Origin of the sequence: Lacrimispora sphenoides, assembly GCF_900105215.1 — a bacterium.
In the GTDB taxonomy this organism is placed as follows: domain Bacteria; phylum Bacillota; class Clostridia; order Lachnospirales; family Lachnospiraceae; genus Lacrimispora; species Lacrimispora sphenoides_A.
In genome coordinates, this window is record NZ_FOIP01000001.1 from 2,375,206 (window position 1) to 2,390,870 (window position 15,665).

At 44.2% G+C, this 15,665-nt stretch carries 12 protein-coding genes; all 12 read left to right on the top strand.

Annotation, left to right across the window (positions count from 1 at the left end):
- Positions 1-202 precede the first annotated feature (202 nt).
- The 12 genes from add to BMW45_RS10835 all read left to right on the top strand — a co-directional run bounded on the left by add (position 203) and on the right by BMW45_RS10835 (position 15,632).
- A complete protein-coding gene (gene add / locus BMW45_RS10780) occupies positions 203-1,195 on the top strand; it encodes an adenosine deaminase (protein ID WP_092243249.1) in 993 nt (330 codons plus the stop codon).
- Between the two features lie 73 nt (positions 1,196-1,268).
- The gene (locus tag BMW45_RS10785) at positions 1,269-3,575 is read left to right on the top strand and encodes a RelA/SpoT family protein (protein WP_092246361.1); all 2,307 of its coding nucleotides are present in this window, start codon (positions 1,269-1,271) and stop codon (positions 3,573-3,575) included.
- A gap of 128 nt (positions 3,576-3,703) precedes the next feature.
- Positions 3,704-4,348, top strand: coding sequence for an MBL fold metallo-hydrolase (locus tag BMW45_RS10790; protein WP_092243252.1), 645 nt, complete (start codon positions 3,704-3,706; stop codon positions 4,346-4,348).
- A gap of 74 nt (positions 4,349-4,422) precedes the next feature.
- A complete protein-coding gene (gene hemZ, locus BMW45_RS10795) occupies positions 4,423-5,877 on the top strand; it encodes a coproporphyrinogen dehydrogenase HemZ (protein ID WP_092243255.1) in 1,455 nt (484 codons plus the stop codon).
- Positions 5,878-5,926: 49 nt separating this feature from the next.
- Positions 5,927-7,186: a histidine--tRNA ligase gene (gene hisS / locus BMW45_RS10800; RefSeq protein WP_092243258.1), complete on the top strand. Its 1,260-nt coding sequence runs from the start codon at positions 5,927-5,929 to the stop codon at positions 7,184-7,186.
- Positions 7,187-7,254: 68 nt separating this feature from the next.
- The gene (gene aspS, locus BMW45_RS10805) at positions 7,255-9,045 is read left to right on the top strand and encodes an aspartate--tRNA ligase (RefSeq protein WP_092246365.1); all 1,791 of its coding nucleotides are present in this window, start codon (positions 7,255-7,257) and stop codon (positions 9,043-9,045) included.
- 204 nt (positions 9,046-9,249) lie between these two features.
- The gene (locus BMW45_RS10810; RefSeq protein WP_092243261.1) at positions 9,250-11,079 is read left to right on the top strand and encodes a bifunctional metallophosphatase/5'-nucleotidase; all 1,830 of its coding nucleotides are present in this window, start codon (positions 9,250-9,252) and stop codon (positions 11,077-11,079) included.
- Positions 11,080-11,197: 118 nt separating this feature from the next.
- A complete protein-coding gene (locus BMW45_RS10815; protein WP_025229837.1) occupies positions 11,198-11,731 on the top strand; it encodes a GNAT family N-acetyltransferase in 534 nt (177 codons plus the stop codon).
- Positions 11,732-11,802: 71 nt separating this feature from the next.
- Positions 11,803-12,339: a CDP-alcohol phosphatidyltransferase family protein gene (locus BMW45_RS10820; RefSeq protein ID WP_092243264.1), complete on the top strand. Its 537-nt coding sequence runs from the start codon at positions 11,803-11,805 to the stop codon at positions 12,337-12,339.
- A 311-nt stretch (positions 12,340-12,650) separates the two neighbouring features.
- A complete protein-coding gene (locus BMW45_RS10825; RefSeq protein ID WP_092243267.1) occupies positions 12,651-13,172 on the top strand; it encodes a hypothetical protein in 522 nt (173 codons plus the stop codon).
- 244 nt (positions 13,173-13,416) lie between these two features.
- Entirely contained in the window at positions 13,417-14,529 is a 1,113-nt protein-coding gene (locus BMW45_RS10830; protein WP_092243270.1) for a tetratricopeptide repeat-containing glycosyltransferase, read from the top strand.
- Positions 14,526-15,632 (top strand): tetratricopeptide repeat-containing glycosyltransferase, encoded by a 1,107-nt coding sequence (locus tag BMW45_RS10835; RefSeq protein ID WP_092243272.1) that lies wholly within the window; start codon positions 14,526-14,528, stop codon positions 15,630-15,632. Before BMW45_RS10830 ends, BMW45_RS10835 begins: the two co-directional genes overlap by 4 nt.
- Positions 15,633-15,665: the final 33 nt, after the last annotated feature.

Consider the following 15,665-nt stretch of genomic DNA (forward strand, 5'->3'; position numbering starts at 1 on the left):
TCTCAATCTTTTCTCATACAATATAAACATTCTTTATAGTGATACTTATCCCTTTTGAGGGTGAAGCTTCCTCGCCAAAAGTAAGTATTTGTTTGATTTCATATAAATCAAGAGGCGGATGCAGCAGAAGTATATCATGAAATAATTGTTACTTTCCCCGTAGTATGTTAAAATGTTTTCATTAACAAAAGGAGGGACTGTTATGAAACGATTGGAAACTGACCTTCATCTCCATTTGGATGGATCATTATCCATTGAGACTGTAAAGCTGCTTGCAGCGCAGGTCGGATATGACTTTGAAGGGCGAGGCGGAAGGAAAAGCCTTGTTGCAGGGGAAAACTGTGAAAGCTTAGTGGATTATTTAAAGTGCTTTGATCTGCCGGGGATGCTGCTTCAGACAGAAGAAGCTCTGGAACTGGCTTCCCATCATTTGACAAAAGAGCTGGCTTCCCAGGGACTGATTCTCAGTGAAATCCGTTTTGCTCCACAGCTCCATACGGGAAAGGGACTGACGAAGGAAAAAGCTTTAGAAGCGGTCATAAGAGGAGTGAGGAAGGGCACAGAAAAGTCCCATATGCATGCAGGGATCCTTCTTTGTGCAATGGTAAACGGGACTGACCGGGAAAATGAGGAAACCTTTGAACTGGCCCAGGCCTATCTTGGGAAGGGCGTAGTGGGAGTGGATCTTGCAGGGCCGGAGGGTATGATCCCCATGGAGCACTTTGAGCTTCTTTTTAAGGAGGCTGGCAGGAGAGACATTCCGTTTACCATACATGCGGGAGAGTGCGGTGATTATGAAAATATCACAAAAGCGGTCTATTACGGAGCAAAGAGAATCGGACATGGATGTGCCGCAATCAAGTCAGAGGCATGTATGGACCTCTTAAAAAAGGAAAAGATTACCTTAGAGATGTGTGTGATCAGCAACCTTCAGACAAGGGCCGTTCCTTCCATAGAGGAGCATCCGTTAAAGGCCTTTTATGACCGGGGAATCAGGGTTACCTACAATACGGATAATATGACTGTTTCAGATACCACACTGGAAAAGGAAGCAGAGCTCATAAAGAAATATATGGGATTTACGGAAGCGGATCTAAGACAGATGAACCGGTATGCGCTGGAAGGAGCTTTCCTTGAAAATAGACAGAAAGAAAAAATATTTGCATTTTTCGACAATAATAATTATAATGAATGATAACTACGTTTAAAAATAGGTGTAAACCAGGAATGCAACAAAAGGGTGACGGCATATGGCAGATAATCCAATGATGGAAAAGAATAATTTGGCGGCTTTGGAAAAGGAATGTCCGGAAAAGCGGAAGGTGGATGTGGATCTGGAAGCTCCGGCTGATTTTACCAGCCCGGACGTACTTTATGAAGAACTGGTCCGCAGTATAAGGAGATATCACCCTTCCGATGATATCACCATGATAGAAAAGGCATATCATATTGCGGATAATGCGCATAAGGACCAAAGGCGTAAATCGGGTGAACCGTATATCATTCACCCTCTTTGTGTTGCCATTATTCTGGCTGATTTAGAGATGGATAAAGAGACCATTGCCGCCGGGATCCTTCATGATGTGGTCGAGGACACGATCATGTCCTTAGATGAGCTGAAGGCAGAATTCGGGGAAGAGGTGGCCCTTTTAGTGGACGGCGTCACCAAACTGACCCAGATATCCTGGTCCATGGATAAGATGGAAATCCAGGCTGAGAACTTAAGGAAGATGTTTTTAGCCATGGCAAAGGATATCCGCGTCATTATCATCAAATTGGCGGACCGCCTCCACAACATGCGGACGCTGCAGTACATGAAACCGGAAAAACAGAAGGAAAAGGCAAAGGAGACCATGGAAATCTATGCTCCCATTGCCCACCGCCTTGGTATTTCCAAGATAAAGATTGAGCTTGACGATCTGTCCTTAAGATATCTGCAGCCTGAAATATATTATGAGCTGGCAGAGAAAATATCTTTAAAAAAGGATGCCAGGGAAACTTTTGTAAAGAGCATAGTAGATGAAGTACAGGAACATTTACGGACCGGCGGGATCGAAGCCAGAGTAGATGGCCGCGTGAAGCATTTTTTCAGCATCTATAAAAAGATGGTGAACCAGAACAAGACTCTGGACCAGATTTATGATCTGTTTGCGGTGCGTATTATCGTTGACAGCGTAAAGGACTGCTATGCTGCACTTGGGGTGATCCATGAGATGTATAAGCCCATTCCCGGCCGTTTCAAAGATTATATTGCAATGCCGAAACCCAACATGTATCAGTCTCTTCATACCACCCTGATCGGAAACAATGGGCAGCCCTTTGAGATCCAGATCCGTACTTATGATATGCACCGTACCGCAGAATACGGTATTGCCGCCCACTGGAAGTATAAAGAGAGCGGAAGCGGACAGGTGGCAGCAGGCAAAGAGGAAGAGAAGTTAAGCTGGCTGCGTCAGATCCTGGAATGGCAGAAGGACATGTCCGATAACAAGGAATTCTTAAACATGGTAAAGGGAGATCTGGATTTATTCTCCGACAGTGTTTACTGCTTTACTCCTTCCGGGGATGTGAAGAATCTTCCCGCCGGCTCTACGCCCATTGATTTTGCATACTCCATACACAGTGCGGTAGGCAATAAGATGGTGGGATCCAGGGTCAATGGAAAACTGGTGAACATTGATTATGTGATTGAGAACGGTGACCAGGTGGAGATTATCACTTCCCAGAACAGCAGGGGCCCCAGCCGGGACTGGCTGAATATAGTGAAAAGCACCCAGGCCAAGAACAAGATCAACCAATGGTTTAAAACAGAGCTGAAAGAAGATAACATCCTTCGCGGCAAGGAAATGGTAGACCGCTACTGTAAGACAAAGGGAATCAATTATTCTGAGATCAGCAAGCCGGAATACCAGGAAAAGGTCATGAAGCGTTATGCGTTCCGTGACTGGGAATCCGTTCTTGCATCCATCGGACACGGAGGCCTGAAAGAAGGCCAGGTCATCAATAAGATGGTGGATGAACGGAATAAGAAGCTTAAGAAAGATGTTACGGACAACAGCATTTTAAATGACATAGAGGATATGAGCAACAGGCTGCCAGTTAAGAGACGCTCGGGCAGCGGAATCGTGGTTAAGGGAATCCACGACCTTGCAGTCCGTTTTTCCAAGTGCTGCAGCCCGGTGCCGGGAGATGAGATCGTAGGCTTTGTAACCCGCGGACGGGGGATTTCTATCCACAGGACAGACTGCGTCAACGTCTTAAACCTGCCTGAGGACGAGCGGAATCGTCTGATTGATGCGGAATGGCAGGAATCGGAGGGCGATGACACCAAGGAACGGTATTCCTCGGAGATCAAGATATTTGCCAATAACCGGATCGGCATGTTTGTCGACATATCCAAGGTATTTACAGAGAGGCAGATCGATATCACCTCCATGAACTCCAGAACCAACAAGCAGGGCAAGGCGACCATTACCATGACCTTTGATATTCATGGCGTGGAAGAACTTGGAAAGCTGGTTGATAAGCTGAGACAAATCGAAGGAGTCATAGACATTGAGAGGACTGCGGGATAACGCAGTTTTCTCTTTTTGCGCGAGCAATGAGCCCAATGATAAAATTTGGAAAGCATGTTTTTCTAAGTTGTCTGAACCGGATTTGTATCAGGTTTACATAAAGATAGTTTCAGTTAGGAGATAAAAATATGAGCGATTTCAGAATAAAGACCTGTCCTGTGGGCCAGCTTGGAACCAATTGTTATGTAATATACCGGGAATCCCTTAAAAAAGCGGTAATCGTGGATCCGGGCGCAGACGGGGCATATATCCTGGATCTGTGCCGGGAGCTTTCCCTGATTCCGGAGGCGATTATCCTGACTCATGGGCATTTTGATCACATTATGGCGGTAAAAGATATCAAAGAGGCATTTCCCGATGTGAAAATTTATGCCGGGAAGCAGGAAAAAGAGATGCTGGCAGAACCGTCTGTCAATTTGTCTTCCTCCTTTGGTAAGGCTTATGCGGTTCATGCAGACGGATATGAGGAGGATGGAGCCATCCTCCCCCTTGCAGGAGTGGCCTTTAAGGTTTTATTTACCCCAGGCCATACTTCAGGATCGGTCTGTTATTTAATAGAGTCTGAAGATGTCCTCATAAGCGGGGACACTCTCTTTTTGGAGTCTTTGGGAAGAACAGACTTTCCTACGGGAAGTCAGTCCCAGATCTTAAGCTCCATAAAGGAACGGCTTTTTGTCCTGCCTGACGATACTCTTGTTTATCCGGGCCATGGGGAGGCGACCACGATTGGTCATGAGAAAGTATACAACCCGGTGGCATTATACAGAGGATAGGAAGCATCAAGAGGAAAGCACCCTGCGGGTATCCCGATATACCCAAAAAGCATGGGTGCAGATGAGGAAAACACATGATAGGATTAATATTAGACGACCAGTCCTTTGAGCAGGATATCAGAGAGCTTTTAATGGCATTTTATCCGGGAGAGGGCTTCGTCCACAAGGAAAGCCCAGAAGAGGCATACCGTCTTCTTGTCCGGGGCAGGACAGGAGAAGCTGATTTTGAGCTGGCGATCCAGGATTTTGAGAATGGCATTGTAAGTTCTTTATCCACTAAGGTGGATTTTACAGACCGCTTTGAAACCAAGAACCGGATCAAACGGATGCTATATGGCATGGTTCAGGAGCTTACAGGGATCGAGCTTCCCTGGGGTACCTTAACGGGAATCCGGCCTACCAAAATAGCCATGACAAGGCTTATGGAAGGGTATACGGATGAGGAAGTCCGCAGATACATGAAGGAAACCTATTTAACCAGTGACGGAAAAGTGGATTTAAGCCTGGAGATTGCAAAGCGGGAGATGGAACTCATTTCCGCCATTGATTACAGCCACGGCTACAGTTTGTATGTAGGTATCCCCTTTTGTCCCACCACCTGCCTTTACTGCTCCTTCACATCTTTTCCCATCGGACAATGGGAAAAGCGCATGGAAGAGTATCTGGAAGCCTTATTTAAGGAAATGGATTATACGGCAAAGAAAATGGCAGGAAGGACCCTTGATACGGTTTATATCGGCGGAGGTACGCCTACCTCCCTTTCCGCCCTTCATCTGGATAAGCTGATTCGCAGGATGAAAACAACCTTTGATTTTACCACGGTAAAGGAATTTACTGTGGAGGCCGGACGACCGGACAGCATTACCATAGAAAAGCTTCAGGTTCTAAAAAGCCATGGTGTGTCCCGTATATCCATTAATCCTCAGACCATGAAGCAGGAAACCCTGGATATCATCGGCCGGCGCCATACCGTAGACATGGTAAAGGACCGATATTCCATGGCAAGGTCTTTGGGCTTTGACAATATCAACATGGATTTAATCATCGGCCTGCCGGAAGAGGATATGGAAGATGTGACCCGGACCATGGAGGAGATAAAGGCTCTTGGGCCAGATGGCATTACCGTTCATTCCCTTGCCATCAAGCGTGCGGCCCGCCTTAATATGTTTAAGGAAAAGTACGGGGATTTAAAGATCACCAATACTCAGGAAATGATCGATTTGACTGCCTCCTATGCCAGAAGCATGGGGCAGGAGCCCTATTACCTTTACCGTCAGAAAAACATGGCCGGAAACTTTGAAAACGTCGGCTATTCTTTTCCAGGCAAAGCCTGCATCTATAATATTTTAATTATGGAAGAAAAGCAGACCATTATAGCCTGCGGGGCAGGAACTACCACAAAGGTGATATTCCCATCAGAAAACCGTCTGGAGCGGGTGGAAAATGTCAAGGATGTGGAACAGTATATTGCAAGAATCGACGAAATGCTGGAAAGAAAAGAAAAAATGCTTGCAAAATTGGAAATGTAATTTACAATAGAGGCATGTTAAAAATTAAGAAAATAACGGAGTGAACGAAATGGCATTGAAAAAGAAACCGGTTACCGGAATGAAGGATATTCTTCCCGCCGAAATGCAGGTACGGGAATATGTGATGAACCAGATACATGAAACCTATGGCGGCTTCGGCTTTCATTCCATCGAGACTCCCTGTGTGGAGCACATCGAGAACCTGACCAGCAAACAGGGCGGAGATAATGAAAAGCTGATTTTCAAGATCATGAAGCGGGGAGAAAAGTTAAATCTGGAGACAGCACAGGCGGAAAATGATCTGGTTGACAGCGGCCTTCGGTATGACCTGACCGTTCCCTTATCCAGATATTATTCTAATAATGCGGCTTCCCTGGCCGCTCCCTTTAAATCCCTTCAGATGGGAAGCGTGTGGAGGGCGGACCGTCCACAAAAAGGGCGTTTCAGACAGTTTGTCCAGTGCGACATCGACATATTGGGGGATTCCACCAGGCTTGCAGAGATCGAGCTGATTCTGGCTACCACCACATTGCTTGGAAAGATTGGTTTTAAGGGGTATACCGTAAGAATCAATGACCGGAATATCTTAAAGGGAATGGCTGCTTTCTGCGGCTTTCCGGAAGAATCTTACGACCAGGTGTTCATCATTCTGGATAAGATGGACAAGATCGGTATGGATGGTGTGGCAAGGGAACTGGCAGAAGCAGGTTATGATGAGGAAAAAATTAAAAAATATCTTTCTCTTTTTGAGTCAGCGACAACCGATGCTGCCGGAGTGCGCAGCCTGGGCAGCGTCTTAAAGGATGCGATGGATCAGGAACAGGCGGAAAACCTGGCGGCTATCATTGACAGTGTGAGCCAGATTACCACCAGCCAGTTTCACATCGTGTTTGACCCTACCCTCGTGAGAGGAATGTCATATTACACCGGAACCATTTTTGAGATTCAGGTAGACGGATTCCCTGGTTCCGTAGGCGGCGGCGGCCGATATGATAAGATGATCGGAAAATTCACCGGCATGGATACGCCTGCCTGCGGTTTTTCCATTGGATTTGAACGGATCATCACCATCCTGATGGATGAGGGCTTCACGGTCCCCGGAAAGGAAGATAAGGTGGCCTTTCTGATCGAAAAGGGTGTAAGTGATGATGTGATGAATGGGGCCATCAAAGAGGCGATGGAAGAACGGGCTAAGGGTGTGACCGTTCTGGTTTCCCAGATGAATAAAAACAAAAAGTTCCAGAAAGAAGGCCTTGAGAAGGAAGGCTATACACTGTTTAAGGAATTCTATAAGGATGCACTTAAGTAAATTTATCAGGAGGAACGCCCCAAGGGCATACTGATATGCCAAAAAACATGGGCAGGAAAGAGGATATTATGGCAGAATCAATGTTAGGCTTAAAAAGAACACATAGATGCACAGAGGTTACAACAGCCAATGTGGGCAGTGAAATAACAGTTATGGGCTGGGTCCAGAAAAGCAGAAATAAGGGAGGAATCATTTTTGTTGATTTAAGAGACCGTTCCGGAATTCTGCAGATCATTTTTGAAGAAAGTGATTGTGGAGCTGAAAGCTTTGCAAAGGCTGAAAAATTAAGAAGTGAATTTGTTATCGCAGTGACTGGCGAAGTGGAAACAAGGGCAGGAGGAGTGAATGAGAACCTGGCTACAGGGGCCATTGAAGTTCGGGCAAAAAGCTTAAGGATATTATCCGAATCTGAAACACCTCCCTTCCCCATCGAAGAGAACAGCAAGACAAAGGAAGAACTGAGATTAAAATACCGTTTCCTTGATCTTAGAAGGCCGGATATCCAGAAGAACATCAGGGTGAGAAGCCAGGTTGCTACATTAACAAGGGCATTTTTGGCAGAAGAGGGCTTTTTAGAGATCGAAACGCCGACACTTATTAAGAGCACTCCGGAAGGCGCCCGGGACTATTTGGTACCAAGCCGTGTCCACCCAGGCTCTTTCTACGCACTTCCCCAGTCTCCCCAGCTTTTTAAGCAGCTGCTGATGTGTTCCGGTTATGACCGTTATTTCCAGCTGGCAAGATGCTACCGTGACGAGGACCTCCGTGCAGACAGGCAGCCGGAATTTACCCAGATCGATATGGAGCTTTCCTTTGTGGATGTGGAGGACGTGCTGGAAGTTAATGAAAGGCTGCTAAAGAAATTATTTAAGGAAATCACTGGATTTGATATCCAGCTTCCAATTACCAGAATGACATGGAAAGAAGCTATGGACCGCTTTGGTTCTGACAAGCCGGATATGCGTTTTGGAATGGAACTTAAAAATGTTTCCGATGTAGTAAAGGATACGGAATTTGCAGTGTTCAAGGGTGCACTTGAAAACGGCGGTTCTGTCCGCGGTATCAATGCCGAAGGACAGGGAGCAATGCCTCGTAAAAAAATCGACGCCCTGGTGGAATATGCAAAAGGCTTTGGCGCCAAGGGTCTGGCTTATCTTGCTGTGAATGAAGACGGAACCTATAAATGTTCCTTTGCAAAATTCATGACAGAGGAAGAGCTTCACACTCTGGCAGATGCAATGGGAGCAAAGTCTGGAGACCTGCTTTTATTTGCGGCAGACCGGGATAAAGTAGTATTTGACGTATTAGGCAACTTGAGACTGGAGCTGGCAAGACAGCTTGATCTTCTGAAAAAGGATGACTTTAAATTCTTATGGGTAACGGAATTCCCGCTGCTTGAGTATTCCGAAGAGCAGGGCCGTTTTACTGCAATGCATCACCCATTTACCATGCCTATGGATGAAGACTGGGCACTTATTGACAGCAATCCCGGCGCTGTCCGTGCAAAAGCATATGACATCGTGTTAAATGGTACGGAGCTTGGCGGAGGTTCTGTCCGTATCCACCAAAGTGATATCCAGTCCAAGATGTTTGAAGTGCTGGGCTTTACAAAGGAACAGGCAGAGGATCAGTTCGGCTTCCTTTTGGAAGCATTTAAATATGGTGTTCCACCTCACGCAGGACTTGCTTACGGTCTGGACCGGGTTGTTATGCTGATGGTAGGCGCAGACAGCATCCGTGATGTAATCGCATTCCCTAAGGTAAAAGATGCGTCCTGTCTGATGACCCAGGCACCTTCAATGGTAGATCCGAAGCAGCTTGTAGAGCTGGGAATAGAAATCAGTGAAGAAAATGAATAATTGATTGATGAGGGATGCCCTTCTGCTAAAAGTGTCAGCTTTTGGCGGTTGGGGTATCCCTTTTCTATATTTATAATTATCAGGTCTAAAAGAAACCTGAGAAAAGGGAGAAATAATTTTAAAATATGGAAAATTAATATACTATTTTTACATTTATCTGATATAATAGAGGAAAACGTACTTTTCAAAAGGAGGGTTTCAACAATGAAAGGAAGTAAGACTAGAAGGTTTCTGTCACTATGGCTGGCTCTGCTCATGGTCCTGTCCCTGACGACAGGCATATCCTTTTCTTCTCTGGCAGCAGACAGGGATATCGTGGTTCTCTATACCAATGATGTCCACTGCGGGGTTGATGAAAACATAGGATATGCGGGACTTGCTCTCTATAAGAAAGAGATGCAGGCTCAGACTCCATATGTGACGCTGATTGACGCAGGAGATGCCATTCAGGGCGCGCCCATTGGGACACTGTCAGACGGAGGTTATTTGATCGACATTATGAATAAGGTCGGTTATGACTTCGCAGTGCCGGGCAACCATGAGTTTGATTATGGGATGCCTCGTTTTCTGGAATTGGCAGGAAAGTTAAGCTGCGGTTACTATTCCAGCAATTTTATGGATTTAAGAACTGGATCAACGGTATTTGCTCCTTATAAGATCTTTTCATATGGGGATACTAAGGTCGCGTTTGTGGGTGCAACTACACCGGAAAGCTTTACTAAATCCACTCCAGCTTATTTCCAGGATGGAAATGGAAACTATATTTACGGTTTTTGTGAAGATGAAAATGGACAAAGACTCTATGACCAGATCCAGTCATCTGTAAACAGTGCAAAAGCAGAGGGAGCTAATTACGTAATTTTGGTCGGCCATCTGGGCGAAAACGGGACAACAGACCGTTGGACCTCTGATAACGTGATCAAGAATACTACGGGCATTAATGTATTAATCGACGGCCATTCCCATGAGGAATATGGAAAGTACGTAAAGAATAAGGATGGCCAGGATGTACTTCTTACCCAGACAGGTACAAAGTTAAAGAACTTCGGAAAGCTGACACTTCATACAGATGGAACATTTTCCAATGAACTGGTTTCCCAGGTTCCGGCAGGAGCGGGCACCAGTGCTTATACAGTAAAGAATGGGGATTCCTTAAGCCGGATCGCTAAGAGAGAATTAGGCTCTTATAACCGTTGGAATGAAATCTATGAAGCAAACAGAGATAAAATTAAAGATCCTAATGTCCTGACTGTAGGAGTTCAGTTGGTGATTCCTGGAAAGAGCGCTGTTACAGCTGACGGAAAGGCCATTGACTATGATACAGACAAATTCATTAAGGTGATTCAGGCTCAGTATAATGAGACATTGAAGACTGTAATCGGGCATACGGATGTTGAACTTACGGTGAATGACCCGGCAACCGGAAAACGCGCGGTCAGAAGCGCGGAGACAAACCTTGGGGATCTGTCTGCTGATGCATATCGTAATGTGCTTGGAGCAGAGATTGGCTTTTCCAATGGCGGCGGTGTCAGAGCCAACATAAAAGCCGGCAACATTACCTATAATGATACCCTCACCGTGTTCCCATTCGGCAATATGGGTTGCGTTGTGGAAGTAACCGGCCAGCAAATCAAGGATGCCCTGGAAATGGCTTCCCGGAACTGCCCGAAGGAGAATGGTGGTTTCCTGCAAGTATCAGGTCTTACTTATACCATCGATACCACAAAGGCTTCCAATGTACAGTTGGATGAAAAAGACAATTTTATAAAAGTAAACGGAGCATACCGGGTATCCGATATTATGGTAGGCGGCGCTCCTCTTGACGTGAATAAGACTTATACCGTAGCCTCCCATAACTACATGTTAAAATCTGCTGGTGATGGCATGACCATGTTTAAGGGAAGCAAGGTGATCCGGGATGAAGTCATGACTGATGTAGATTTGCTTTCCACTTATATCCGCAGCAATTTAGGCGGCAATGTAGGTGCTGATTATGCAAATCCTGCAGGTCAGGGCAGAATTACCATTAAATAAAATGAAAAGCAGCCTGCCCCGGTAAAATGGGGGCAGGCTTTTCCATTGCTTCTTTTCGCAGGAAATGTTACACTTAAAGGCAGAAACAATTACAGATAAAGATTAGGAGATTGATATTATGTTATTAAAAAACCCGCAGACCCGTTTTGAGGAAATATACCAGATTTATAAGGAATCATTTCCAAACATTGAGCGCCGGACAAAAGACGATCAGAAAAGGGTTTTCGGTAATCCCTGTTATAAAGTCCGGGTGATAGAAGAGGAAGGAAAGATTGTGGCCTTTCTGGGATACTGGGATCTTACCTCTTGCGTTTTTATGGAACATTTGGCCACAACGGAAGTATGCAGGGGAAAAGGATATGGAAAGAAGCTGGTACAAGAGGCTATGGAGGAAACGGAAAAACCTGTATTTCTGGAAATAGAACCAATCACGGAGGAGAACCCTATAACCAGAAGCAGGGCAGTATTTTATGAAAGGCTGGGATTTCACTCCAATTCCTTTTACTATGAGCAATTGCCCTTAAAGCCTTTGGATAAGCCTATTCAGCTGTGGGTTATGAGTCATGGAAAACCTGTGACGGAAGAGGAATTTCTGCCGTATAAGAAAGAAATCTATGAAATAGTATATGGTGTGGAGGCTTTTGAAAAATAATAGAAGCCACGTACTGCCAGAGAAGCCGGCAATATGCCGGCTTCAGCTGTGGGGGAATACCGGAGGCTCAGATGAAGAATATTCCTAACTTAATTACAATGACAAGAGTGATAGGAACCGTGGTTTTGTTGACAATGGAACCATTTTCAAGACAATTTCTTATTGTATATTTTTTATGCGGCATCAGTGATGTTTTGGACGGAATGATTGCGCGAAAGATGAATGCCGTAAGCAAAAGAGGTCAAATGCTGGATAGCATTGCTGATGCTTTCATGGTTATAGTTTTGCTTTCCATATTTGTTTCCAGCTTTCACTTGCCTTTATGGGGAATATATTGGATCGCTGCGATTGCTGTTGTCCGCCTGATATCGTTAGGTGTTGGTTTTATTCGTTATAGGCAACTTGCATTTTTACACATTTATGCTAATAAGCTGGCAGGGATTGCTTTGTTTACCTTTCCATTTCTATATATTGGAACAGGATTATATGCGGCAGCTATTTTGGTTTGCTTGATTGCAAGTATTTCGGCTATAGAAGAATTAATTATTAATTCTGTTTCTATAAAGTTACGGCGAGATATTAAATCCATATTTTCACTAAGAAAATAGAATAGTCAATCGGATATTCGCAATCCGCTTCACTATTTGCTTACAGCGTGCACCGCTTTATCAGGCATAGCCTCATAGCTGCTATCGCAGCTTGTCAGAAGGGGCTTGCATCCCTTCCGATATAGGAGCATGCCCTGCTTTATCGGTCACAAGTAAGTCCAACACACCACTTATGCCATTCCGGCATTGCAGTGGTGTGTTGGACTTACTTGATGAGGTAAAAATATAAAAGATCATACTCAGACGTATCAAGTGGATTTTCTATCATGATTATCACAAATATAAATTTGAATTCGAGAGGTGGTATTAATATGGAAGAAAGTTTATTAGTTGAGATTATAAAAGATCAGACAGTCCGTGCTATATGGGAAGTGAAAAATGTTATTGATTGTGTACCAGATGAGTTATGGAATAAAGAGTATTGTGAAATGCCTTGTTGGAAACATATTTATCATATGCTTCATTCACTTGATTTATGGTTTATCAATCCCAGTGATAAAGAGTTTGTAGAGCCTGATATACACGAAAAGGACTTGAATAACTTAGATGTAATCCCCAGTAAATATCTTTTAAGAGAAGAAATAAATGATTATTTTGCTGATATTGATATAAAAGTAAAGACTTACCTTTCACAACTAACAGATAATCAACTATTAGATACTCCGCCTGATTGCGGATACAACAAATTCACTTTGATTTTATCGCAGTTCAGGCATTTACATAGCCATATGGGAATGATAATGGGCTTTATCATTGACGACACAGGCTTATGGCCAAGAGTGTTGGGATTAGAGAATCCGTTTCCTATAGGGGAATATAGAAAATATTTTTAATTATAAAACTCAAAATAGGAGTATGAAGTTCAATTCGTCTATAGGGGTAAGCGAAACTAGGAAGTTGATGGAGCTTTTTATAATGTTTTTTCACATAAAGATATTTTGGCCGGCATATGCTGGCCTTTTTTGTTCACTCAAATATTCACAAAAGCCGTTTCTTCACAGGATGGGCTGCAAGATGCATATATTGATTTTAGTAGAATAAAAAATGTAATTAAAATGACTGAAGGAGTCGGTGGAAGTGAATCAATATAAAATTTGCGTATATGCAATCAGTAAAAATGAAGAACAATTTGTAGACCGCTGGATGGATGCAGTATCCGAAGCCGATGCTGTCATTGTGACGGATACAGGCTCAACCGATCATACGGTTGAAAGACTTCGGGAAAGAGGAGCTATTGTTTATGAAGAAACTATATCCCCATGGCGGTTTGACACAGCCCGCAACGTGGCGCTAAGCCATGTCCCCGAGGATATGGACATCTGTGTTTCGAACGATTTAGATGAGGTCTTTGAGTTAGGATGGCGGCAAAAGCTGGAAGAGCTATGGAGGCCGGAATACACCCGTGCACGATACTTATTTACTTTTGCCTTTAATCCCGATGGTACCCCCCAAAAGCAGTATCCCATGGAAAAAATCCATATCAGACATGGCTACCGCTGGGTACATCCGGTACATGAGGTTCTGGAATACAGCGGTTCAGGTTCTGAGAAAATCTCATGGATCAACGGGTTGGTCCTCAATCACTATCCGGATTTATCAAAGCCAAGAAGTCAATATCTGCCCCTTTTGGAACTATCTGTTCAGGAAAACCCGCTTGATGACAGGTCTATGTTCTGGCTTGGAAGAGAATACGTGTATTATGGAAATTTTGATAAGGGAATTGAAACGCTGAAGAGACACCTTTCCCTTGAAACGGCTCAATGGAGTGAGGAACGAAGTGCCTCCATGCGCTTTATTGCTCAATGTTATGAAGAAAAAGGGAATATGAAAGAGGCCAGATCATGGCTCTTTCGGGCTTTGGCGGAATGCCCGGATGTCAGAGAATCATATCTTGCTCTGGTAAAATCAGCCTATAAGGAAAGAAACTGGCCGCTGACCTTTGCCATGGCAGAAAAGGGTTTAACCATCTCAAGAAATTCAGGAAGTTATCTGGTTGATCCAGAAAGCTGGGGAAGTGCTTTGTATGATTACGGTTCCGTCGGCGCTTACCAAATGGGGATGTATGAGAAGGCCAGGGACTATGCCCATATCGCCTTGAGCATGAATTCTTCTAATAAAAGGCTGCAAAATAATCTGTTATTGATTGAAGACAGGATCAAAAAACAGGAAAAGGCGGAGGAATCATCATGAAACTAAAAATCTGTGTTTATGCTATTTGCAAAAACGAGGTCCAATTTGTAGATAAGTGGATGGACTCCATGAGTGAGGCCGACCTGATTGTAGTCACGGATACCGGTTCTGATGATGGGACTGTTGAAAAGTTGAAAGAACGTGGTGCGGTTGTATATGTGGACATAGTTAAGCCGTGGAGGTTCGATGTGGCACGGAATATTTCCCTGGATCATGTACCGGAGGATATTGATATCTGTGTCTGCACGGACCTTGATGAATTATTTGAGCCAGGCTGGCGTAACAAGCTGGAGGAAGCATGGCTTAACCATAGACCGGAAGGTTCCATGCCTACCGCAAAAATGGGAAGATACCCTTATAACTGGAGCCTTAAGGAAGATGGGACTCCAGACATTCAATTTTATTATTTTAAAGTGCATAGCCGGCAGGGGTTCCGTTGGAAATGTCCTATCCATGAATATATCCAATATACGGGAAATTTACCCGTTGAAACCATATATATCGAAGGAATGATTCTCAGCCATTACCCAGACCCTGAAAAATCCCGGGGTTCCTATCTTCCCCTTTTGGAGCTTGCTGTGAAGGAAGCTCCGGAGGATGAGAGGATGCGGTATTATCTTGGAAGAGAATACATGTATAAAAGCCAGTGGCAAAAATGCATAGAAACTCTTAAGGAATATCTGGCTTTGCCGGCTGCTGTATGGAGTGATGAACGATGTGCCGCTATGCGCTGGATTGCAAAATCCTGCTATAAAATGGGAGACTTGAAGGGGGCATATGCCTGGTATTATAAAGCAATTGCAGAAGTGCCGGATATGCGTGATCCCTATGTGGAGTTTTCTAAAATGTGCTATGAAATAAAAGATTGGGCCATGACTTACTTTTTAACAAAAGAAGCTTTAAAGATAAAGGAAAAATCGAGAACCTTTGTCAATATGGGATATTCCTGGGATTATACACTGGATGACTATTGCGCCATAGCTGCCTATTGGCTGGGCATGCCGAAGGAATCCCTGGAACATGCAAAGAGTGCTCTTGAATATGCCCCCGATAATGAACGGCTAAAAAGCAATTTTAACATTATTGCAGCCGTACAAAAATAAAATCATCTTTAAAAAGGAACGTATTATTGAAGA

Excerpts from the sequence above, each read along its gene's own strand:
- BMW45_RS10790 (WP_092243252.1), top strand. The coding sequence starts at position 3,704 with ATGAGCGATTTCAGAATAAAGACCTGTCCTGTGGGCCAGCTTGGAACC.
- add (WP_092243249.1), top strand. The coding sequence starts at position 203 with ATGAAACGATTGGAAACTGACCTTCATCTCCATTTGGATGGATCATTA.
- BMW45_RS10810 (WP_092243261.1), top strand. The coding sequence starts at position 9,250 with ATGAAAGGAAGTAAGACTAGAAGGTTTCTGTCACTATGGCTGGCTCTG.
- hemZ (WP_092243255.1), top strand. The coding sequence starts at position 4,423 with ATGATAGGATTAATATTAGACGACCAGTCCTTTGAGCAGGATATCAGA.
- BMW45_RS10785 (WP_092246361.1), top strand. The coding sequence starts at position 1,269 with ATGGAAAAGAATAATTTGGCGGCTTTGGAAAAGGAATGTCCGGAAAAG.
- BMW45_RS10835 (WP_092243272.1), top strand. The coding sequence starts at position 14,526 with ATGAAACTAAAAATCTGTGTTTATGCTATTTGCAAAAACGAGGTCCAA.
- BMW45_RS10825 (WP_092243267.1), top strand. The coding sequence starts at position 12,651 with ATGGAAGAAAGTTTATTAGTTGAGATTATAAAAGATCAGACAGTCCGT.
- hisS (WP_092243258.1), top strand. The coding sequence starts at position 5,927 with ATGGCATTGAAAAAGAAACCGGTTACCGGAATGAAGGATATTCTTCCC.
- BMW45_RS10820 (WP_092243264.1), top strand. The coding sequence starts at position 11,803 with ATGAAGAATATTCCTAACTTAATTACAATGACAAGAGTGATAGGAACC.
- aspS (WP_092246365.1), top strand. The coding sequence starts at position 7,255 with ATGGCAGAATCAATGTTAGGCTTAAAAAGAACACATAGATGCACAGAG.
- BMW45_RS10815 (WP_025229837.1), top strand. The coding sequence starts at position 11,198 with ATGTTATTAAAAAACCCGCAGACCCGTTTTGAGGAAATATACCAGATT.